This is a genomic window from Streptosporangium sp. NPDC049046 (assembly GCF_040649155.1).
In the GTDB taxonomy this organism is placed as follows: domain Bacteria; phylum Actinomycetota; class Actinomycetes; order Streptosporangiales; family Streptosporangiaceae; genus Streptosporangium.
Genome location: NZ_JBEZEZ010000005.1, coordinates 73,082 through 92,942 on the forward strand (window position 1 = coordinate 73,082; position 19,861 = coordinate 92,942).

General features: G+C 71.8%; 19 protein-coding genes. 10 read left to right on the forward strand and 9 right to left on the reverse strand.

Annotation, left to right across the window (positions count from 1 at the left end; genetic code table 11):
• The first annotated feature begins 197 nt into the window (after nucleotides 1-197).
• Nucleotides 198-1,025 (forward strand): isocitrate lyase/phosphoenolpyruvate mutase family protein, encoded by an 828-nt coding sequence (locus AB0B96_RS08475; protein ID WP_350948340.1) that lies wholly within the window; start codon nucleotides 198-200, stop codon nucleotides 1,023-1,025.
• 133 nt (nucleotides 1,026-1,158) lie between these two features.
• Here the strand turns inward: AB0B96_RS08475 and AB0B96_RS08480 are convergent, their stop codons facing one another.
• Nucleotides 1,159-1,419: a hypothetical protein gene (locus AB0B96_RS08480; RefSeq protein WP_350948339.1), complete on the reverse strand. Its 261-nt coding sequence runs from the start codon at nucleotides 1,417-1,419 to the stop codon at nucleotides 1,159-1,161.
• Nucleotides 1,420-1,738: 319 nt separating this feature from the next.
• On the opposite strand from AB0B96_RS08480, the gene AB0B96_RS08485 reads away from it, so the two are divergent.
• Together AB0B96_RS08485 and AB0B96_RS08490 are read left to right on the forward strand one after the other, a co-directional pair.
• Entirely contained in the window at nucleotides 1,739-2,611 is an 873-nt protein-coding gene (locus AB0B96_RS08485) for an MHYT domain-containing protein (RefSeq protein WP_362897218.1), read from the forward strand.
• Between the two features lie 108 nt (nucleotides 2,612-2,719).
• Nucleotides 2,720-3,997, forward strand: a complete 1,278-nt coding sequence (locus tag AB0B96_RS08490; RefSeq protein WP_362897219.1) for an aminoglycoside phosphotransferase family protein — start codon at nucleotides 2,720-2,722, stop codon at nucleotides 3,995-3,997.
• 144 nt (nucleotides 3,998-4,141) lie between these two features.
• Here AB0B96_RS08490 and AB0B96_RS08495 read toward each other — a convergent pair whose 3' ends face one another.
• Nucleotides 4,142-4,327, reverse strand: coding sequence for a hypothetical protein (locus tag AB0B96_RS08495; RefSeq protein WP_350948336.1), 186 nt, complete (start codon nucleotides 4,325-4,327; stop codon nucleotides 4,142-4,144).
• Nucleotides 4,328-4,887: 560 nt separating this feature from the next.
• On the opposite strand from AB0B96_RS08495, the gene AB0B96_RS08500 reads away from it, so the two are divergent.
• Nucleotides 4,888-5,976 carry a S1 family peptidase gene (locus AB0B96_RS08500; RefSeq protein WP_362897220.1) on the forward strand — a complete coding sequence of 363 codons (1,089 nt, stop codon included), beginning with the start codon at nucleotides 4,888-4,890 and terminating at the stop codon, nucleotides 5,974-5,976.
• 65 nt (nucleotides 5,977-6,041) lie between these two features.
• Complete coding sequence (locus AB0B96_RS08505) at nucleotides 6,042-6,608, forward strand: snapalysin family zinc-dependent metalloprotease (protein ID WP_362897221.1); 567 nt, start codon at nucleotides 6,042-6,044, stop codon at nucleotides 6,606-6,608.
• A gap of 127 nt (nucleotides 6,609-6,735) precedes the next feature.
• Here the strand turns inward: AB0B96_RS08505 and AB0B96_RS08510 are convergent, their stop codons facing one another.
• On the reverse strand, nucleotides 6,736-7,227 hold the full coding sequence (locus AB0B96_RS08510; protein ID WP_350948333.1) for a GNAT family N-acetyltransferase: 492 nt from the start codon (nucleotides 7,225-7,227) through the stop codon (nucleotides 6,736-6,738).
• Between the two features lie 253 nt (nucleotides 7,228-7,480).
• On the opposite strand from AB0B96_RS08510, the gene AB0B96_RS08515 reads away from it, so the two are divergent.
• Nucleotides 7,481-7,924 (forward strand): SRPBCC family protein, encoded by a 444-nt coding sequence (locus tag AB0B96_RS08515; protein WP_350948332.1) that lies wholly within the window; start codon nucleotides 7,481-7,483, stop codon nucleotides 7,922-7,924.
• On the opposite strand, the gene AB0B96_RS08520 is transcribed toward AB0B96_RS08515, so the two are convergent.
• The 4 genes from AB0B96_RS08520 to AB0B96_RS08535 all read right to left on the reverse strand — a co-directional run bounded on the left by AB0B96_RS08520 (nucleotide 7,911) and on the right by AB0B96_RS08535 (nucleotide 14,326).
• Nucleotides 7,911-8,474 (reverse strand): FxsA family protein, encoded by a 564-nt coding sequence (locus AB0B96_RS08520; RefSeq protein WP_362897222.1) that lies wholly within the window; start codon nucleotides 8,472-8,474, stop codon nucleotides 7,911-7,913. The genes AB0B96_RS08515 and AB0B96_RS08520 overlap by 14 nt on opposite strands.
• Nucleotides 8,475-8,677: 203 nt before the next feature.
• Entirely contained in the window at nucleotides 8,678-9,430 is a 753-nt protein-coding gene (locus AB0B96_RS08525) for a polyprenol monophosphomannose synthase (RefSeq protein WP_350948330.1), read from the reverse strand.
• Nucleotides 9,430-11,382 (reverse strand): apolipoprotein N-acyltransferase, encoded by a 1,953-nt coding sequence (gene lnt / locus AB0B96_RS08530; RefSeq protein ID WP_362897223.1) that lies wholly within the window; start codon nucleotides 11,380-11,382, stop codon nucleotides 9,430-9,432. Before lnt ends, AB0B96_RS08525 begins: the two co-directional genes overlap by 1 nt.
• 595 nt (nucleotides 11,383-11,977) lie before the next feature.
• Nucleotides 11,978-14,326, reverse strand: a complete 2,349-nt coding sequence (locus tag AB0B96_RS08535; RefSeq protein WP_350948457.1) for an ATP-binding domain-containing protein — start codon at nucleotides 14,324-14,326, stop codon at nucleotides 11,978-11,980.
• Nucleotides 14,327-14,498: 172 nt separating this feature from the next.
• Between AB0B96_RS08535 and AB0B96_RS08540 the strand changes: the two genes are divergently transcribed.
• The 4 genes from AB0B96_RS08540 to AB0B96_RS08555 all read left to right on the forward strand — a co-directional run bounded on the left by AB0B96_RS08540 (nucleotide 14,499) and on the right by AB0B96_RS08555 (nucleotide 18,227).
• Nucleotides 14,499-15,695, forward strand: coding sequence for an ROK family transcriptional regulator (locus AB0B96_RS08540; RefSeq protein WP_362897224.1), 1,197 nt, complete (start codon nucleotides 14,499-14,501; stop codon nucleotides 15,693-15,695).
• An 89-nt stretch (nucleotides 15,696-15,784) separates the two neighbouring features.
• Nucleotides 15,785-16,003, forward strand: a complete 219-nt coding sequence (locus tag AB0B96_RS08545; RefSeq protein WP_362897225.1) for a hypothetical protein — start codon at nucleotides 15,785-15,787, stop codon at nucleotides 16,001-16,003.
• On the forward strand, nucleotides 16,000-17,259 hold the full coding sequence (locus AB0B96_RS08550; RefSeq protein WP_362897226.1) for a 6-phospho-beta-glucosidase: 1,260 nt from the start codon (nucleotides 16,000-16,002) through the stop codon (nucleotides 17,257-17,259). The genes AB0B96_RS08545 and AB0B96_RS08550 overlap by 4 nt, the downstream gene beginning before the upstream one ends.
• Complete coding sequence (locus AB0B96_RS08555) at nucleotides 17,256-18,227, forward strand: BadF/BadG/BcrA/BcrD ATPase family protein (RefSeq protein ID WP_362897227.1); 972 nt, start codon at nucleotides 17,256-17,258, stop codon at nucleotides 18,225-18,227. Before AB0B96_RS08550 ends, AB0B96_RS08555 begins: the two co-directional genes overlap by 4 nt.
• Before the next feature lie 23 nt (nucleotides 18,228-18,250).
• On the opposite strand, the gene AB0B96_RS08560 is transcribed toward AB0B96_RS08555, so the two are convergent.
• Together AB0B96_RS08560 and AB0B96_RS08565 are read right to left on the reverse strand one after the other, a co-directional pair.
• Nucleotides 18,251-19,186 carry a nucleoside hydrolase gene (locus tag AB0B96_RS08560; protein ID WP_362897228.1) on the reverse strand — a complete coding sequence of 312 codons (936 nt, stop codon included), beginning with the start codon at nucleotides 19,184-19,186 and terminating at the stop codon, nucleotides 18,251-18,253.
• Between the two features lie 155 nt (nucleotides 19,187-19,341).
• Complete coding sequence (locus tag AB0B96_RS08565) at nucleotides 19,342-19,818, reverse strand: Lrp/AsnC family transcriptional regulator (protein ID WP_362897229.1); 477 nt, start codon at nucleotides 19,816-19,818, stop codon at nucleotides 19,342-19,344.
• Nucleotides 19,819-19,861 lie beyond the last annotated feature (43 nt).

Below are 19,861 nucleotides of genomic sequence, written 5' to 3' on the forward strand. Positions count from 1 at the left end.
CCCCGGGCTCTCCCCTGACCGTCGCTTCCCCCACTCGCCCCGAGGCTTCCAAGAGCCTCACCCTCCCGCTCGGAAAGAGCGTCCCCGCCTCGAGGGTCGTCCGGCTCTTCCATGCGGTGAACGAGGCGAAGTGGCCTAACCGGCTGGTTGGGAATTGGTGCTTAAGATCGATCCACTTCCCGGCTAGGGTCGCTTCCATGACCATTTCCACCAGTGAGGACACCGGCGGTTCCGCGCCGACGACGGCCCATGAGAAAGCCACGGCGCTACGGGCGCTGCACGTACCCGGCCGTCCGCTGGTAGTGCCCAACGTCTGGGACGCCGCGTCGGCCCGTGCGGTCGAGGCGGCGGGCTTCCCGGTGATCGCCACCGGCAGCGCCGCGATCGCCCCGGTGCTCGGCTACGACGACGGCGAGGAGACCCCGGTCGAGGAGATGCTGGCCGCGATCGCCAGGATCAGCCGCTCGGTCGGCCTGCCCGTCACCGCCGACATGGAGCGCGGCTACCGGCTTGAGCCCGCGGAGCTGGTCGAGCGGCTCGTCGCCGCGGGGGCGTCAGGCTGCAACCTGGAGGACTCCGACCCCCGTACGGGCGCGATGATCGACGTCGACGAGCAGATCGCCTTCCTCTCCGCCGTCAGGAGTGCCGCGACCGACGCGGGCGTGGACCTGGTGATCAACGCCCGAGTCGACGCCTACATGCAGGGGCCGGGAAGCCCCGAGGAGCGACTGACCGAATCGGTGCGGCGGGGGCGCGGTTACCTGGAGGCGGGCGCCGACTGCGTCTATCCGATCTTCGTGGCCGAGGCGGAGGCCGTTCGCGCGCTGGTCGAGGGGATCGACGGACCGATCAACATCCTGTTCCGTCCCGGCACACCGTCCATCGGCGAGCTCGCGGCCCTCGGGGTGGCCCGCGTGAGTTTCGGCCACGGCCTGCACAAGGCTGTGCAGGCGTACGCGGCACGGATGCTCGCGGCGATCCGGGACGGCGAGAGCCCTTATCCCTCCGAGCCTCCCACCCCCTGACTCCGACGGCCCGGGCCCTGGAACCGTCTGATCTCGACGGTCCAGGGCCCGGTGACCTGTCCGTCCCCACGGGGCCCGGCGCCCTCCGACCTTGGCACCCGGGCCCCCTTACGCCTCCGCCCGAGGGTGGCCATCACCACTCGTCGGCGGGCAGGTCGACGCCGTTGACGCGGTCGTAGATCACTACCCCGTCGGACAGCCTGACCACGCGCACCCTCCTGGCGAGCCCTGCCGTCTCCAGGCTGCGCGCCGAGTTCACCGCGTACTTCGGGAAGTGATAGCGGTCGTGGGTGCCGCCGTGCGGCTCGTCACGCTCGCAGACCACCTCGTAGCGGTCCTCCGGCCATACCGGAGGCGGTGGCGTCTTCTGTCCTCGACCGGCGAGCCTGCTCATCGGCCCGCCTCCTCTCCTGGGATGTTCACGTCAAGTGAGTGAGACAGTCACCGCGTGCTTGGTTTAGACATTCGTAATCACCCCATTATGGCCATGCGCAACCGAAGAACTGTAAGGTGAGCTCCCCTCGTAGTGATTGGCCGATCAACCAGTCACTGCCCGAACCACCCCACGGCCACCTCATGGCCATCCCACGACCACTCCCGCACGCCAGCTCGGCCCGACTCCGTCCTGGCACGTTCCATTACCCCCGCACGCCAGCCCGGCCTGACCCCGTCCTGGCACGTTCCATTGCCCTCCCGCATGCCAGGAGTTCGTCATGTCCCCCATCGACCATTTCGCCTACGGGCTCGTCACGCCGGTCGCCTCGTACATCATGTCGAGCACCGGATCCCTGCTGGGACTGCTGTTCGCCGCGCGGGCCCGAGGGGCGGAGGGCAGCTCACGCGCGCTCTGGCTCGGCGGCGCGGCCCTGTCCATCGGCGGGACCGGCATCTGGGTGATGCACTTCATCGCGATGATGGGCTTCGACGTCATGGGCACGTCGATCCGCTACGACGTCCCGCTCACCGTCGCGTCCGCACTGCTCGCGATCGTCGTCGTCGGCGCCGGCCTGTTCCTGGTCTCGCACCGGGAGAACAGCACCGGCGCGCTCCTCGCCGGCGGTTTGCTGACCGGCCTGGGCGTGGCCGGAATGCACTATCTGGGCATGGCGGCCATGAACATGTCCGCACACGTGAGCTACGACCCCCTCCTGGTCGGACTGTCGCTGATCATCGCGGTGGTCGCGGCGACGGTGGCACTCTGGTTCAGCGTGCGCGTGCGCGGGGCACTCGCCACCACCGGCGCCGCCCTGCTGATGGGCTTCGCGGTGAACGGGATGCACTACACCGGTATGTTCGCCATCGGGGTCGAGTTGCACGACACCCCCGCCCCGACGAGCGGGGCACAGGGAATGGACTTCATGCTGCCCCTGCTCGTCGGGATCAGCATGCTCAGCCTCGGCCTGCTCTTGGCGATCTTCCTGTCCCCCTCGGAAGAGGAGATGCGCGAGGACGCGAGACTCCTGTCCCAACTGCGGCGCGATCGCCCGAGCGAGAACCCCCGGCCCGCGGGGTCGATGGAGCCCCACGCGCGGCCGGCCCGGCGGCACGAGCCCTCCCTCTTCGACGACCACGGCTCCGGGCACTGACCGAGGACCGGCCACCCGGGCCCGGCAGTGCCGTCCCTCGTCCTCCTCCGCCTCGGCCCCGGGGAAAACCCGTGGCACCGGCCGCTTCCCCGCGGGCACACTGCCCTCGTGAGCGAAACATCGGGCCGCACGGTGAGCGTCCTCGTGACGTCGGGCACCGAATGGCTGGGAACCGTGGGCCCGTTCCCCGTGGCCGAACCCTGGTGGGCCGAGGTCGGTTCGGTCGTGACCCATCTGGAGGGCGTGCTCGGCACGCCCGTGGTGGTACTGCGCCTGGTCGACGTCGAGAACGGCGGCGGCCCTCGCGATGGCCCTCGCGACGGTCACACGACCTATCACGTCGAGGCTCTGGACCGTCCCGCGGCCGGTCCGGCCGACCTCCGGCCCGGCGCCCCGGACGTGACCGGCAGGCCGGTCCCGGGAGACCTGGCGGGCCCCGTGGCGCACCGGGCGGAGTGGGCGAAGGCGTCCGGAGTGCGCGAGGCACTGGCCTGGGCCCAGGCCGCGCTGCGTGAGGCGGGCAGACCCGCCGAGGGTCCCGTCCGGCAGGTGAGGACCTGGAACCTGGCGGGGTTGTTCCGCATCCCCACGCGCCCGGGACCGGTCTGGCTGAAGATCACTCCTGGGTTCGCCTCCGACGAGGCCCGCGCGATCGGGATGCTCGCGGCGCAGGATCCCGGCCTGGTGCCCGCGATCGTGGCGGCCGACACCCCGAACCGGCGGGTGCTCCTGGAGCACGTGCCCGGCGGCGACTGTCACGGGGCGTCGCGGGAGATCGTCGTCGAGGCGGTGAGCCGCCTGGCGAGGGCACAGGCGGCCCTCGCCGAACACGGGTGCGCGCCACCCGACGGACTTCCCGACCGCACCCCCTCGGTTCTGGCCGCGCTGGTGGGCGGACTGCTCGACGGTGAGGCGGCCGACGACCTGAACACCGGGGAGTTGCGCCTCGCCCACCGGCTCGCCGGTCGTCTGCCGTCGCTCGCCGCCTCGCTGGAGTCATGCGGCCTGCCGTGCACGCTGGTGCACGGCGACTTCCATCCGGGCAACTGGATGGCGGGACCGCGCGGCACCGTCGTGCTGGACCTCGCCGACAGCCACTACGGCCACCCCGTCCTCGACGGCCTGCGCCCCCGTGACTTCCTGCCCGGCGACCTCTGGGAAGCGGCCGCGGAAGCCTGGTGCGAGACGTGGGCCGCGGCCGTCCCCGGCTGCGACCCGGCCCGCGCGCTGCTCCTGGCCGAACCTCTGCAGCACCTCGCGTACGCGGTCCGCTATCAGGAGTTTCTCGACAACATCGAGCCCAGCGAGCGGCGGTACCACGAGGGCGACCCGGCGCAGGCCGTCCGCGCGGCCGTGACCGCCGCCGAGGCGATCGGCGTCCTCTGAAGCTGGGGGACGCCGGGCGACGCCGAAGAACACTGAGGGACGCCTGTTTCCGAGAGGGCCTCCCGCCGGGAGGTCACCGGGGACGGCGCCGCCGGGCCTCTCCGCGCCCGCGGGCCGTTTCCCTGCCGGCCGTTCGACCGCCCGTCACTCACCCGCGCACAGGGCGGGAGCCTTCTGGTGCGGGTAGACGTGGTCCAGATCGTGGTCGGGAGGCAGGACGCAACGGCGCTCGTCGCCCTCGGTGTGCGGGCATCGCAGCGCGTCGCTGCGGCGCGGCAACGTCGCCGTCTCCTCGCTCCCGGCGTCGGTGACGGCGGCTTCGTCAGTCATGGTGCGTGTCCTTCTGTGGCATCCGGGCGGTGACGGCCGGATGGTGAGCGGCCTGGACGACGGCCCGCGCGGGGCGTGCCCGGGAGAGGAGGGGAACGGGCGTCGTGAGGGCCCCTCTCCACCGATCGGCCGCACGTGCGGCGCGGCGATGCGTCCTCGCGAGTTCCGGATGCACAGAACAAGTCATTGACGCTGCTCCGTTTGGTCACTGTTGGTAACTGTCGAGAACCGGCACCTGTGCGCCGAAGGCGCGGTGACCAGTCTTTCAGAGTTCCCCCCGGCCGCGCGAGTAGGGGAAGCACCTGATCGTCCATCACTCCCCGCCGTTTCGGCCATATTCCTGAACCGTTTCGGTCGCATCACCTCTCCGGGAGGAAGGTGTTCGCGAGCACCGTGCCCTCCACCTCACCCCAGACCCGAAGGTGATCAAGCCCCCATAACATCGCGATAGGGATTTTTTGGGAGATCCCCCCGCATGCTTCTCACCAATACCTTGACATCACCCCTCACAAGGAGTGTGCATGTTACGTCGAGGTACTCTTCTGGCTGGAGCCGCCACCGTGGCTCTGTACCTGGTCGCCACCGTGTCGCCCGCCGTCGCGACAACCGCCCCCCCTGCCCCCGCCCCCCAGCCTCCGGCCGCGATGCTCGAGGCTCTCCAGCGCGACCTCGGCCTCACCGCCGAGCAGGCCGTCCAGCGCCTGGCCAACGAGCACCGCGCGGCCGCCTCGGAATCCGCCCTGACCCGGGAACTGGGCGCCAAGTACGGCGGCGCCTGGCTCAACGGCGACGCCTCCCAGCTCTCCGTGGCCACCACCGACGCCTCCGCCGCGGCCGCCATCAAGGCCAAGGGCGCGCAGCCCGTGGTCGTCAGCCGCTCCCTCGCCGACCTCGAGGCCGTCAAGGCCAAGCTCGACGGTGCGTCGGCGGAGGCGAAGGCCGGCGCCTCCCTCTGGTACGTCGACGTCACGACCAACAGCGTCGTCATCCTCACCGGCGACCAGGCCGCGGGCGAGGCCCTCGCCGCGGCCGCGGGCGTGGACAAGGGCGTCGTGAAGGTGACGCTCTCCGCCGAGAAGCCCGAGCCCTTCATCGACATCATCGGCGGCAACGCCTACTACATCGGCGGCAGCCGCTGCAGCATCGGCTTCTCCGTGTGGCGGGGCAGCACCCCCGGCTTCGTGACCGCCGGTCACTGCGGCAGGGCGGGCAACGCCACCACCAGCCCGTCCGGCACCTTCCAGGGCTCGTCGTTCCCCGGTAACGACTACGCCTGGGTCGCCACCCCCGGTCACACCCCGCGGCCCTGGGTCCGCGGCTCCGGCGGCGCCAACGTGGTCGTCCGCGGCTCCACCCAGGCCTCGGTCGGCTCCTCGATCTGCCGCTCCGGCTCCACCACGGGCTGGCGCTGCGGCACCATCCAGCAGCACAACGCGAGCGTCACCTACGCGCAGGGCACGGTGAGCGGCCTGACCCGCACCAGCGCGTGCGCCCAGCCAGGCGACTCCGGCGGCTCCTTCATCTCCGGTAACCAGGCACAGGGCGTCACCTCCGGCGGCTCGGGCAACTGCTCCATCGGCGGTACCACCTACCACCAGCCGGTCAACGAGATCCTCTCGGCGTACGGGCTGACACTCGTCACCGGCTGATCTCGCCTCCTCACCAGCCTGCTCCCCGTGAGCAACCCCCCGATGGCCGAGGAGGCCCGCCAGAAATGTCAAGGATCATTCGCTCCGGCGTCGCCCTCATCCTGGGGCTGGCCTTCCTGGTGACGGTCACCCCCGCCCAGGCCGCGCCCGCCCACGCGGCGGACGCCCGCACGGCAGCGGTTCGCGTGCTCAGGTATGACGCGAGCAGGGCCGCGGAGTTCCGATCCGCCGTCGACCAGGCGGCCCAGATCTGGAACTCCAGCGTCTCGAACGTACGACTGGTGGCCGGCAGCCCCGCGGACTTCGTGGTGCTCGCCGACAACGGCTGGCCCCGTGCGCAGCCCACCAGTCTGGGCCGCGGAACCGTGTGGATGGGCCGGCAGGCGACCGCGGAGGGTCACAACCCACTGCGGATCGCCACCCACGAGATCGGCCACATCCTGGGCCTGCCCGACCGGCGTACCGGCCGGTGCACGGACCTGATGTCCGGCGCGAGCGCGGGTACGAGTTGCACCAACGCGAACCCGAACGCGGCGGAGAAAGCCGAGGTCCAGCGCAATTTCGCCGGATTCGCCCCGGCGGTCGACTTCGGCCGGATCTACGTCGACAGTCCCGAGCACGCGGCGTCCTAGACCCCGCGAGCACCTCGCCGGTCCGGCCGTCCCCTCGGCCGGGCCGGCGAACCCGTGTCCGGGCGACCGGCCCGGCACGGCCCCGGCACCCAGGAGAACCGCCCTTCGCCGCGAGCGAGAGGGCAGATCAAAGAGGCTTCTGGAAGCAGAGGGAGCCCGGGAGACGGTCGTAAGGCGGGAAGACCGGGACGGGCGTGTAGCCCTCCCGCTCGTACATCCTCACCGCGTCCGGCTGGCGGGGACCGGTCTGCAGGACGACCCGGGGCGCGCCCAGCGCGCGGGCGGCGTCCTCGGCGGCGGCCAGCAGGGCCCGCGCCACGCGGGTACCCCGATGGGACGGGGTCACGAACATCCGCTTGAGCTCCAGGTCGCCACCCAGCCTGCGCAACGCCACGTGCCCGACCGCGACGCCCTCCGCCACGTAGGCGACCCCGGTGTAGGCGACGGTCTCCGGCTCGACGTTCATGCCATCGGGCACGAGGCCGATGACGGCGAGCAGGTCGGCGTAGCGGGCGTCCATCTCCTCCGTCATCGCTCCGCGGAGCGCCACGGCCGCCGCATCGTCCCAGCCGACCGGCCTGACCTCGACCAGGTCGGCTCCCTGTGCGAACGCGGTCATCGCGAACCCGCCCCTCTCCACGCTCTCCCGGTGTCGTTCTTCCCGCCGCGAACCGTCCCGGGCGCGCCGTACCGTCACGTCTTCGCCCTCTCACGGTCCACAGTCACACTGAATCTCGACCTGAAAGGGAGACGAGATTCCTCCAGCACCTTCGTCGGCGCCCGTCACCGCCCACGGCAGGATCTCACGGGGGCACGGGGGCACGGCGAGGTGTCCGGAGGGTCGGCGGGCGGAGGCGGGGAAGGAACCGTGGATGACCCGTTCCCACATCAGCGTCTCCGTGGACGCGCACGCCCGGCCCGAGCAGGTGTTCTCGGTCCTGACCGACTGGCCGAGGCACCACGAGTGGATGGTCCTGACCCGGGCGCGCGTCACCGCCGGAGACGGTCGCGGCGCCGGGAGCCGTCTGGAGGCCTTCACCGGGGTGGGACCGGCCGGGTTCCTCGACACCATGGAGATCACCGAGTGGGATCCGCCGAGGAGCGTGGGAGTCCGCCACACCGGACGGCTGGTGCGCGGCACCGGGGTTTTCCGCGTGCTGCCCCGCGAGGGCGGCGGCAGCACGATCGTCTGGGAGGAGGACCTCGACGTGCCGTTCGGCGCGGCCGGGCGGCTCGGCTGGCGGGTGATCAAACCGCTGAACGCGGCCCTGTTCCGGCTCTCGCTGCGCCGCCTGGCCGCGCTCAGCGACCGATGATCCCCCGGTCGGAGTCCTTGGTCCCGCCTGGGCCTCCCGCGTCCCCCGGCTCGTCGCGGATGACCTCGCCGTGGACGACCGGCCCGGAACCCGGGGGCCTCCCGCCGTCGCGCAACACGTCGAAGGGCGAACCCGCGCCGAACGGCGAGCCGAGCCCGGCACCACCCGCGTTCCTCTCGACGAGGGTGCGGATCCGGCGGGCGAGAAGCCAGGATCCGAGCCCGCGGACCATCGGCCGGGTGAACGGCAGCAGGCACAGGAGACCGAGGACGTCCGAGAGGAATCCCGGAGCGATCAGCAGCATGCCGCCCACGAGGGTCAGCCCGCCACCGGCGAGCTCGCGCTCGGGTGCCCGGCCGCTCTGCAGCGCCTCCTGGAGTCTGCGCCAGGCCCGGCGGCCCTCGCGGCGCACGATCCAGGCGCCGAGCAGGCTGCCGGCGAGCAGGAGGGCCACCGTGGGCCACCCGCCGATGAGCTGACCGACCTGGATGAGCACCCATATCTCGAGGAACGGCACCACGAGAAAGGTCAGGAACAGCAGAATGCGCATTTTTCGCCTCAACTCGTGCGACAGCCGTACGACATGAACAACGTCCCGAAGCGGCGGCGCGTTCCGCGTTCGCTCAGCGTGGACGGTTTCCTCAGGTCCTCAGCCGGCTCTCAGGACGGTGCTCCCCTCCGAGCCGGGGGCGGCCTCACGGAAGCGGCGCGGACGGCCAGGATCGGCCGGACGCACCACCGCGGGGCCAGGGGTCAGCGACCTCGGCGGCGGCGCAGGCGGGCGGGCAGACCGGTGACACCCCAGACGGTGACCCGCCACAGTGCCTCGACCACGATGCCGCGGCTCATCTTGCTCGCCCCGACGGTGCGCTCCACGAAGGTGATGGGCACCTCGGTGACGCGCATCCCGCCGCGAGCCGTGCGCAGGGTCAGGTCCACCTGGAAGCAGTAGCCCCGCGACTCGACGTCGTGCAGGCTGATCTTCTCCAGAGCCGAGGCACGGTAGGCGCGGAAGCCCGCCGTGGCGTCCCGGACCGGGAGGCCCAGCATCAGCCGGGTGTAGACGTTCGCGCCGCGTGACAGGAACTCCCGCGAGACCGGCCAGTTGACGACCTTGCCGCCGGGCACCCACCGGGAGCCGATCGCCAGATCGGCCCCCTCGGCCAGCGCGTCCAGCAGCTTGGGCAGCTCTTCCGGCTGGTGGGATCCGTCGGCGTCTATCTCCACGAGAACGCCGAACCCCTCCTCAAGACCCCAGCGGAAACCCGCGATGTAGGCGGCGCCCAACCCCTGCTTGCCACCCGGCCGGTGCAGCACGTGGACGTGGTCGTCGTCGGCCGCCAGCTTGTCGGCGATCGCTCCCGTGCCGTCGGGGCTGTCGTCGTCCGCGATCAGGAGGTGGGCGTCGGGGACGGCCTCGCGCAGCCGCCGGGTGATCAGCGGCAGGTTCTCCCGCTCGTTGTACGTCGGGACGATGACGAGCACCCGACCAAGCATCCGCTCCATCACGCGTCTCCCACCTGCTGATCGTCCTCCCGGTTCGCGAGGTGCCCCGCACCGGGCGTCCGGCGCCGCCAGGCGGTGGCCACCGCACCCGCACCCGCAAGTATCAAGGCCCACTCGGGCAGCGCACCCACGCGTGTGGCGATGGTCTGCGCGGTCCTGACCGGAACGGTCAGGACGTTCATGGCGGGAACCAGCTCGCCGGTGCGCCAGGCGATCGAACCATTCGGGGTCACATATGCCGATATACCAGTAATTGCGGAAGTGATCACAGCCCGATTGTGCTCCACGGCCCGCAACTGGGACATGGCGAGTTGCTGCGACGGCAGGTTGGTCAGGGCGTAGGTGGCGTTGTTGGTCTGCACCACCAGCGGCGTGGCACCCGTCCTGGCGGTGTCGCCCACGATGCCGTCGAAGGCCACCTCGTAGCAGTTGATCGCGCCGACGGTCACCGGCCCCAGCCTGAGGTCGCCGTCGCGGGTGCCCGCCACCGACTGCTTGCCGACCAGGGAGGCCCGCTCGAACAGGGCGAGCACGAGGCCCTGGAGCGGGGTGAACTCCCCGAAGGGGACCAGCTGCTGCTTGTCGTAGTGGGCGCCGGGGCCGGTGACCGGATCCCAGACGATGCTGCGGGTCGCCCGGTTGTTCTCCCCGATCCCGACCACGGCGCCGACCAGGACGGGCACCCCGATGTCCTTGACCGCCGCGTCGATCTCGCTCCGGGCGAACTCGTTGCGCAGCGGGTCGATGTCGGTGGAGTTCTCCGGCAGCACGACCAGGTCGGGACGGGGTGTCCTGCCCTCTCGCACCTCCCGTGCCATCTGGTGGAGCATCCGGGTGTGGTTGCCGAGGACCACGGCGGGCTCGTCGCCCAGCGGGTGCATGCCACGGCCGGGAACGTTGCCCTGGATGACGCCGACGGTCACGCTCCTGCCCTCGTCGCCGTACCGGGGAACGGCGAGGGCCGCGACCGGCACGGCCAACGCCCCAGCGAGCGGCAGGGCCAGTGCCCGCCCCCAGCGCGGGCCCCGGGCACGGCGAGGGCCGGGAACCACGGGAGAGCCGGAGGACTCGGGCGGAACCTCGGCCGAGGCCGGGAGCCGGTCCGTGCGCGAGAGCGAACCTTGGGACTCGGCCGAGGCCGGGACCTGAGCCGAGGCCGTGCTTGGGGCCGGGGCCGTGGCCGGAGCGGGGTCCGTGGTTGGGGCCGGGGCCGTGGCCGGGAAAAAGCGCAGCACCGCCAGGGCGAGCAGGCCACCGCACAAAGCCACCGCGAAGCTCACCAGCGGCGCCCCGCCGAGCGCGGCGTACGGGGTGAAGATCGACTCTCCCTGGCTGAAGGCCACTCGCGCCCAGGGAAATCCGCCGAAGGGGAACTGCCCTCGCGCCCACTCGGCCGCCACCCAGAGCGCGGCGCCCCACAGCGGCCACAGACGCAACCGGGTCACCACCGCGACGCCCGTCCCCCACGCGGCGTAGAAGGCGCTCTCCATGGCGACCAGCCCCAGCCAGGCGTCGGTGCCGATCGGGCTCACCCAGTGCAGAGCGGGCAGCAGCAGGGCGAGACCGGTGAGGAGGCCGAGCCAGGTGCCCCGGCGCGGGCGGGTGCCACGTACGGCCAGGATCGCCGAGGCCATGCCGAGCGGCGCGAGGAACCAGAGCCCGAGCGGCGGGAAGGCGAGGAACATCAGCAGACCGCCGGCCACCGCGCCCGCGGCCCGGGCGAGCGGCACCAGGCGCGAGCCGGGGGACGAAACCTCCGCGCCGAGCGGGCCGCCCGCGACACCGTCCGCACCGTCCGCCGGCACGGCCGCGGCACCGTCCGCCGGGCCGGTGGTCGCCCTCCTCGCGGGACCGGTCACCGAGCCGGTCACGGAACCGGCCGCCGCACCTCCCGCGGGAACGCCCTGCGCGGGCCGCTCCGGTACCGGAGCGGCCGTCTTGTCCTGCACCACGGGCGAGGCTCCTTGCGATGTCGTGCGGCGGGTGACGTCTGGCCTTCCTGACCGGTCTTGCTAGCCGGAACGCTACCGCCCAGCAGGCACGCCCCCAAAAATTCTCCGCCACATTAATCAGAAACAACACCAAAGCACTTCAAACCCAGCAAAACCCCGATAAGCGGACTCCAGACGCGGCAACGGGGCAGCCCGGGGTGTCGATCGACACCCCGGGCCGCCCCGACGCTTGCGGCGCTCGCACGGGAGCGGGAAGAGGGCCCGGACGACCCTTCGGACCGGTTCCGTCCCGTCGGCGGCGAGCGCGGATTGCCGTTGTCTACTGGGTGCCCGGACCCCTCCTGGGTCCAACCCCCCGCCCGGAAGGAGTGCCCCGCCTCGACGGACTGCCGTCCCTGCGCCTGGCTGTACGGACGGGGAAGACCCCCGTCACGGGCGCAGGAGACGGCGATGTCGAAAAGCGGCCGACCGGCCAGTCCCGTGCTGGACTGGGCAGCAAACTACCGAGCCCAGCGCAGATGTCAACCGTGTCACTAACAGCGGAAACATCAAGTTTTCGCAGCTGGGACATGATCGACGAGAGCCGTCAATGCTCTCATGTGATCCGATGTCGCTCAAGTCGAGCGAGGGCACCGGGAAGCGGGCCGTCGTGCACGACGCCAAGCCGCTGGGTGGCGCGGGTCAACGCCACGTAAAGATCGCTCGCCCCGCGTGGGGACTCGTCCAGGATCAGCTCCGGTTCGACCACGACGACCGCGTCGAACTCCAGCCCCTTGGCCTCGGCGACGGTCAGCACCGCCACCTGCGCGTCCAGGGCCGCCGCTCCCGGTCCGGCCACCGCGCCGTCGACGGAGCGGACCACGATCGCCCCGAACTCCTCGGCGCGCGACTCGGGAACGATCACGACGAGCCGTCCGCCCTCGACGACCTCGGCCTTGACGACCTCGGCGAGGGAGTCCGTCGGGGAGGCCGCCCACGGCCGCGCCCCCGTCTCCCGCACCGAGGCCGGGGCGCTCAGCGCCGGATCCACCAGGGTGAGCACATCGGCGGCCACGGCCATCAGCTCGGCCGGGGTGCGGTAGTTGACGCTGAGGGTCTCCTCACGCCAGCGTCCCGCCACGTACGGATCCAGGACCCGGCCCCAGGAGCGCGCTCCGGCCGACGAACCGGTCTGGGCCAGGTCGCCGACGATCGTCATCGACCGCGTCGGGCAGCGGCGCATCAGCATGCGCCAGTCCATCGGCGACAGCTCCTGCGCCTCGTCGACGATGACGTGCCCGAAGGCCCAGGTGCGGTCGGCCGCCGCGCGCTCGGCGGTGGTCAGGAAGACGTCGTCACCGAGGTGACGGGCGGCGAACTTCTCCGCGTCCATGATGTCGGACAGCCCGGTCAGCTCCAGGACCTCCTTGGCGTAGGCGAGCTGGTGCTGTCGTTCGTCGAGCGCGGCGGCGCGCTGCGCGGCCTGTTCCTCCTCGGCCATCCACGCTCCGGCCCGCAGCACGGCGGGGTCGATGTCGCCGAGCAACTCGGCGGCCTCGTCCAGGAGCGGCACGTCGGACTCCGACCACCAGTCCTCCCCCTTGCGGGGCGGCTCGCGCAGCATCAGCTCGCGCTCGGCCGCGCCGAACTCGGCCGCGGCGTGGTCGAGGCGCTCGCGGGAGGTGAACAGGCCGATCAGGAGCTGCTGCGGGGTGACGTAGGGCCACAGCCGGTTCAGCGCCGCCTTGACGGGCCGCTCGGTGCGGAGGTCCTCACGGATGTCGGCCAGCTCGTCGTCGTCGATCATCCCCTTGCCGAGCTGCCTGGCGGCCTGCCGGGCGAGCGCGTTGAGCAGGTGGCGGACGAAGACCGCGCGGGCCTCGTTGTGCGCCCTCTTGGAGCGGGCCGCCCGGCTGCGGGCGGCCTCCAGGACGTTCCCCTCCAGCTTGAGGGTGTAGCGGTCGAGCTTGATCTCGATCGGCTTGCGCGGCACCCGCTGCCGCTCGCGCACGGCCCGCGCGACGACCTGGGCCATCCGGACGTCCCCCTTGACCGCGGCCACCTCCGCACGTTCCCTGCGGCGGGGGACGACTCCCGGGTACAGCTCGGAGACGGTCGACAGCAGCACGTCGGTCTCGCCCAGGGAGGGCAGCACCTGCTCGATGTAGCGCAGGAAGGTCAGGTTCGGACCGAGGATGAGCACGCCCCTGCGGGCCAGTTTCTCCCGGTGGGTGTAGAGGAGGTAGGCGGCGCGGTGCAGCGCGACCACGGTCTTGCCCGTGCCGGGACCACCCTGCACGACCAGCACCCCGTTGAGGTCGGAGCGGATGATGCGGTCCTGTTCCGACTGGATGGTGGCCACGATGTCACGCATCCGGCCGGTGCGCCTGGCCCCGAGGGAGGCCAGCAGCGCGGCCTCCCCGTTGAGGGTGGCCACGTCCTCCTCGGTGAGGCTGTCGAGGTCGAGGAGGTCGTCGTCGATCCCGATCACCGTACGGCCCTTGGTCTGCAGGTGCCTGCGCCGGGTGACGCCCATCGAGGCCGCGGGGGTGGCGCCGTAGAAGGGCTGCGCCACCGGCGCCCGCCAGTCGATCAGCATCCGGCGCTGGTCGTCGTCGGCCATGCCGATGCGACCTATGTAGAGCGAGGTGTCGTCGGCGTTGTCGAGCCGGCCGAAGCACAGGCCGTTCTCGACCGCCCACAGACGGCCCAGGCGTTCGGCGTACATCCCCGCGAAGCTGTCGCGCTCGGAGCGGTTCTGGTGCGTGCCGCCACTTCCGCCCTGCGCGAGAACGCTGTCCAGCTGTCGCTGAGTGCGCTCGCGCAGCAGATCAAGCCGGGCATAAAGGCGGGAAACGTACTCCTGCTCCCTGGCCAGCTCGATTTGACGGGTTGCCGTCGCTCCATTATCGTTACTAGTAATGGGATACTCCGGGCCATTGCACTGGTTGTTATGACAAACCATCACCCTAGCAGGTCCGTCGAGAAGTTTACCCGTCCCGCCGTCATCACAGCTTGATTGCGGCCTCCCCTGCCTGCTTGACGAGAATCCGCGGGGCTCCTTACATTCACTCGAAGTTAGGAAAGTTTCCTAACTTCGCCGCGCAGGTGGACGCGAGGACGTACGCGGAGGACCAGTGACCCAGCCGACGCCCGGCACCCCCAGCCTGCTGCGCGCGATCAACGACCGCGCCGCCCTGCAAGCGCTGCTGGAGCGCGGCCCGCTGACCCGCCCGGAGATCGGCGTCCTCACCGGCCTGTCCAAGCCCACCGCCTCGCAGCTCCTCATCCGCCTGCAGGAGGCGGGCCTGGTCGTGCTCGACGGCATCCGCGAAGGGCTGCCCGGCCGCACCGCCGAGGTCTACCGGCTCAACCCCGCCGCCGCGCACGTCGCCGCGCTGGACGTCACGCGCGCGGGCATCGACGTCAGGGTCGCCGACATCACCGGCACCGTGACCGGCGAGCACCGTCTGCCCAGCCCCGGCCGCTCCGGCGGCGACGCGCTGGAGCGGGTCCGTGCCGCGCTGGAGGGCGCGAACGCCCCCGCGGCGCTGCGGCGCGTGGTCATCGGCGTGCAGGGCACGATCGACCCCGGTACGGGGAAGATGGCGTACGCCACCAGCAAGGACATGCCCGGCTGGCACATCCCCGACCTGGTCCGCACCCTCGGCGACGGCCTCGGCGTGCCGGTCTCCGTGGAGAACAACGTCAACCTCGTCGCCCAGGCCGAGCAGGCGCACGGCGTGGCCCGCGGGCACGCCGACTTCGTGCTGCTCTGGGCCGACGAGGGCCTGGGCGCCGCACTGGTCCTCGGCGGCCGGCTGCACCGGGGCGCCACCGGCGGTGCCGGGGAGGTCGGCTACATGCCCACCCCCGGCGCCCCGACCGCCAGGGACACCGGCCGCTACGCCAACCACGGCTACCAGGCCCTGACCGGCGGCCCGGCGGTACTCAAGATCCTCAGATCGTACGGCGTGCGCGGCACCACGCCCACGCAGGCGGTGCTGAACGCCGTGCGGGCCTCCACCTCCACCGGCAGGCGTGCCGACGACGCCCGCGCCGGGCTGCGCGACATCGCCTCCCGGCTGGCCGTCGGACTGGCCTCGATCACCTCGGTCGTCGACCCCGAGATCATCGTGCTGACCGGCGGAACCCTCCTCTCCGGTGGCGACACCCTGCGCGAACTCGTCGAGCACGAACTCCACGCGCTCACCATCCCCCGGCCCCCGCTGCTGCTGTCGACCGTCGAGGGCAACCCCGTCCTCGCCGGCGCGCTCGACCTCGCCCTCGCGACCGCCCGTGACGAGGTCTTCGGCTCAACCGTCCCCTCCTGACCCTTCCCGGCCTCGGCCGCCCTTCCCCGACTCGCACGAAACTCCCCGAGAACGCCCCCCGGATCCACCGCCCTCAGGAGGCAGCCGTCGTGCACCGACGCCTTCCCACCTTCGCCCCGACCCCCCTCACGGAGAAAAAGAACCACACGCTCTTTCCCTGGCCGGTGTCCTCGCGAGCACCGCGCGGTGTGCGGTGGAACCTCACCGGGGTGACACCCCTGCTCGTCACGGCCCCGGTGATCGTCGTGTTCCTCCTCGCCCAACAGGTCCTCATCGAGAGCGTCACGCTGACAGGAGCAAGAGGGTGAAACTCGCCGTTGTCGGAGGCGGTTCGACGTACACGCCGGAGCTGATCGACGGTTTCGCCCGGCTGCGCGACGAACTGCCGCTGAGTGAGATAGCGCTGGTCGACCCGGACGCCCGGCGGCTGAGGTCGGTGTCCGGCATGGCGCGCCGGATGCTGGCGCGGGCCGGGCATCCGGCCACGGTCGTCGCGACCTCCTCGGTCGAGGAGGGCGTCACCGGAGCGCACGCGGTCCTGCTGCAGCTGCGCGTCGGCGGCCAGGCGGCGCGCGACGTGGACGAGACGCTGCCGCTGGAATGCGGCTGCGTCGGTCAGGAGACGACCGGTGCCGGTGGGCTGGCCAAGGCGCTGCGCACGGTGCCGGTGGTGCTGGACATCGCGGAGAAGGTCAGAAGGCACGCGCCCGGCGCCTGGATCGTCGACTTCACCAATCCGGTCGGCATCGTCACCAGGGCACTGCTGGAGGCGGGGCATCGGGCCATCGGCCTGTGCAACGTGGCCATCGGCTTCCAGCGTCGCTTCGCCGCCACCCTGGGCGTCGCCCCCGCGAGGATCTCGCTGGGCCATGTCGGTCTGAACCACCTCACCTGGGAGCGGGCCGTCCACCTGGACGGGGTGGACGTGCTGCCCAGGCTGCTGGAGAGCCACGCCGAGGAGATCGGCGGGGACGTCGGCCTGCCCGCCGCGCTCATCCGCCGCCTGGGCGTGGTGCCCTCCTACTATCTGCGCTACTTCTACGAGCACGACCTGGTGGTGGAGGAGCAACGCGGCAGACCGTCGCGCGCGGCCGAGGTCTCGGCGATGGAGACGGCGCTGCTCGAGCTGTACGACGACCCCGCGGTGGACACCAAGCCCGAACTGCTGGGCAAACGCGGCGGGGCCTTCTACTCCGAGGCGGCGGTGGCGCTGATCGCCTCGCTGACCGGCGACCGCGGCGACACCCAGGTGGTCAACCTGCGCAACGACGGCACGCTGCCGTTCCTGCCCGACGAGGCGGTCATCGAGGTACCGGCCACGATCACCTCGGCGGGCGCGGCCGCACTGCCCGTCGACCCGGTGGAGCCCCTCTTCACCGGGCTCGTCGCCCACGTCACGGCGTACGAGACGCTGGCGCTCGAGGCCGCGCTGCACGGAGGCGAGGACCGCGTCGCCGACGCGCTGCTCGCCCACCCGCTGATCGGCCAGGCCTCGCTCTCCGGCGACCTGGCCAGGCGCCTGGTCGAGGCCAACCGCGGGCACCTGTCCTGGGCGACCGCGTGAGAACGGTCCTGGCGGTCGACGGCGGCAACAGCAAGACCGACGTCGCGCTGGTCGCGGAGGACGGCTCGGTCCTCGCCACCGGACGCGGCGGCGCCTTCCAGCCGCAGACCACGGGGGTGGGCGTCGCGATCGACGTGATCGGCGACACCGTGCGCTCCGTACTCGGACCGGGAACGGTCACACCGTACGCCGACCACGTGGCCGCCTACGTGGCGGGCGCGGACCTGCCCGTCGAGGAGGAGGCGCTGTGCGCGGAGATCCTCTCCCGGGGGTACGGCAGGCGGGCGAGCGTCGGCAACGACACCTTCGCGCTGCTGCGCGCCGGGGCCTCCGGGCCCGCGGGGGTGGCCGTGGTCTGCGGCGCGGGGGTGAACGCGGTCGCGGTCTCCCCCTCGGGGGAGGTGGCGAGATACCCCGCGCTGGGACGGATCACCGGCGACTGGGGTGGCGGTCTCGGCCTCGGCGAGGAGACGCTCTGGCACGCCGTGCGCGCCGAGGACGGCCGGGGCCCGGCCAGCGCGCTGGCCGTCGTGGTCCGCGAGCACTTCGGCACCCGGACCGTCGAGGAGGTGTCACTCGCCATCCACTTCGGCGAGGTGCCCCACGGCAGGCTTAGCGAGCTGGTCCCGGCGCTGATGGCGGTCGCGAACCGGGGGGACGCGGTGGCCCGATCGCTGGTGACGCGGATGGCCGAGGAGGTGGTCGTGCTCGCGGTGGTCGCGATGCGACGCCTGGACCTGCTCTCCGTCCCGACGGAGGTGGTCCTGGGCGGAGGCGTCCTCACCGCCCGCGACCCGCTGATGAGCGAGCTGCTGGAGCGAGGCTTCGCCGAGCGCGCCCCGCTGGCCAGGCCGATCGTCTCCGACGTCGCACCCGTCATGGGCGCCGCCCTGCTGGGTCTGGACGCCCTCGGCGCCACCGAGGAGGCCAGGGCCCGCCTTCGGGCCCACTTCCACGCCCTGCCCTGAGGCTCCGCCCCTCCAAAGCGGCCTCAGGACTCGATGGACTCGGCGACTCCGGCGTAGACGGTCAGCAGCAGGTCCCAGAAGCGGCCCACGTCGAGGGAGGTGCCGACCAGGGCGTTGGGAACGCGGCCCCGGAGGGCGAAGTCGGTCACGGTCATCCCCGCGGTGAAGCGGCCCGCCGTCTCGACGTCCACGACGGCGGGTTCCAGGGTGATGAGTGACGGATCGATCAGGTGGGCGATCGCGCAGGCGTCGTGGATCGCGGGGCCGTCCTCGGCGGTGATCATGCCGTAGAACCGCACGCACGGCAGGAGCAGGTCGGTGCCGAGCCTGCCCATCGTCGCCATGCGCTCCGCCACCGCCTCCGTGGTCACGGCGCCGCGGCTCACGTCGAGACCGATCATGGTCACCGTCCAGCCCGCGCCGAAGACGATCGCGGCGGCCTCGGGGTCGGCGGCGATGTTGAACTCGGCCGCGGGAGAGAAGTTGCCCCTGGTGTAGGACCCGCCGAGGATCGTGAGCCCGCGCGCCCAGTTCACGATCGCGGGCTCCCTGAGTACGGCGAGCGCCACGTTGGTCAGCGGGCCGATCGCGACCAGGGTCACCTCGCCAGGGTCGGCCCTGAGCGTCTCGATGATGAAATCGGCCGCGTGCCCGGCGGCCGGCGGGAGCGACGCCGCGGGCAGCAGCGCGTTCCCGAGGCCCGAGCCTCCGTGCACGCCCGCCGCGTCCACCCGGGGGCGCAGAAGGGCACCCGCGCTGCCCGCGACGACCGGCACCTCGCCGAACCCGAGGAACTCGCGGAGCCGCAGCGCGTTGTCGGTGGTCCTGGCCAGTTCGACGTTGCCGCCGACCGTGGTGATCCCCAGGATCTCCAGCTCAGGGCTCCCGTGGGCGAGGACGAGCGCCAGCGCGTCGTCGATTCCCGGGTCGCAGTCGATGATGATCTTTCTGGGAGGCACCCGTCCAGCTTGAATCAATTGCCTCACCCCGGCAAATCAGGAGCAACCCCCCAACAGGAGAGCGAAACCGGTCAGCGCGCCCGGAAGAACCCCCGGCGCCCCCTCATCACACGAGAGGACGAGCCCGTCCGGGACGACCCCGCCCCTGGGAAAGGTCAGGCGCGCTCCTCGGGCTTCCCTTCGTCCTGACCCGCCGGCTCAGGGGCACGATGCTCGTACGGCGTGCTGAGCACGACCGTCGTGCGGGTGGAGACGTTGGCGGCGGTGCGGATCTGGTTCAGCAACTCCTCAAGCGCGATGGGCGAGGCCACCCGCACCTTGAGGATGTAGCTCTCGTCCCCGGCCACACTGTGACAGGCCTCGACGGCGCTCAGGTGGGCCAGCCGCTCCGGCGCGTCGTCGGCGGCGGCCGGGTCGATCGGCTTGATGGAGACGAACGCGGTGAGCGGGAGCCCGATGGCGTCGTAGTCGACCAACGCGGCGTACCCGCGCAGCACCCCGCGCTTCTCCAGCCGGCGCACCCGCTGGTGCACCGCCGACACCGAGAGCCCGGTCTCCCTGGCGAGATCGGTGAAGCTCATCCGGCCATCCCTGGCCAGCAATGTGACGATACGGCGGTCGATCTCCTCCATCCGGTAAACGGTAACGGCATTCGGATCGGCGCGCGCCGTCCGC

Excerpts from the sequence above, each read along its gene's own strand:
- AB0B96_RS08475 (WP_350948340.1), top strand. The coding sequence starts at position 198 with ATGACCATTTCCACCAGTGAGGACACCGGCGGTTCCGCGCCGACGACG.
- AB0B96_RS08480 (WP_350948339.1), bottom strand. The coding sequence starts at position 1,419 with ATGAGCAGGCTCGCCGGTCGAGGACAGAAGACGCCACCGCCTCCGGTA.
- AB0B96_RS08485 (WP_362897218.1), top strand. The coding sequence starts at position 1,739 with ATGTCCCCCATCGACCATTTCGCCTACGGGCTCGTCACGCCGGTCGCC.
- AB0B96_RS08495 (WP_350948336.1), bottom strand. The coding sequence starts at position 4,327 with ATGACTGACGAAGCCGCCGTCACCGACGCCGGGAGCGAGGAGACGGCG.
- AB0B96_RS08505 (WP_362897221.1), top strand. The coding sequence starts at position 6,042 with ATGTCAAGGATCATTCGCTCCGGCGTCGCCCTCATCCTGGGGCTGGCC.
- AB0B96_RS08510 (WP_350948333.1), bottom strand. The coding sequence starts at position 7,227 with ATGACCGCGTTCGCACAGGGAGCCGACCTGGTCGAGGTCAGGCCGGTC.
- AB0B96_RS08515 (WP_350948332.1), top strand. The coding sequence starts at position 7,481 with ATGACCCGTTCCCACATCAGCGTCTCCGTGGACGCGCACGCCCGGCCC.
- AB0B96_RS08520 (WP_362897222.1), bottom strand. The coding sequence starts at position 8,474 with ATGCGCATTCTGCTGTTCCTGACCTTTCTCGTGGTGCCGTTCCTCGAG.
- AB0B96_RS08525 (WP_350948330.1), bottom strand. The coding sequence starts at position 9,430 with ATGGAGCGGATGCTTGGTCGGGTGCTCGTCATCGTCCCGACGTACAAC.
- AB0B96_RS08535 (WP_350948457.1), bottom strand. The coding sequence starts at position 14,326 with ATGGTTTGTCATAACAACCAGTGCAATGGCCCGGAGTATCCCATTACT.
- AB0B96_RS08565 (WP_362897229.1), bottom strand. The coding sequence starts at position 19,818 with ATGGAGGAGATCGACCGCCGTATCGTCACATTGCTGGCCAGGGATGGC.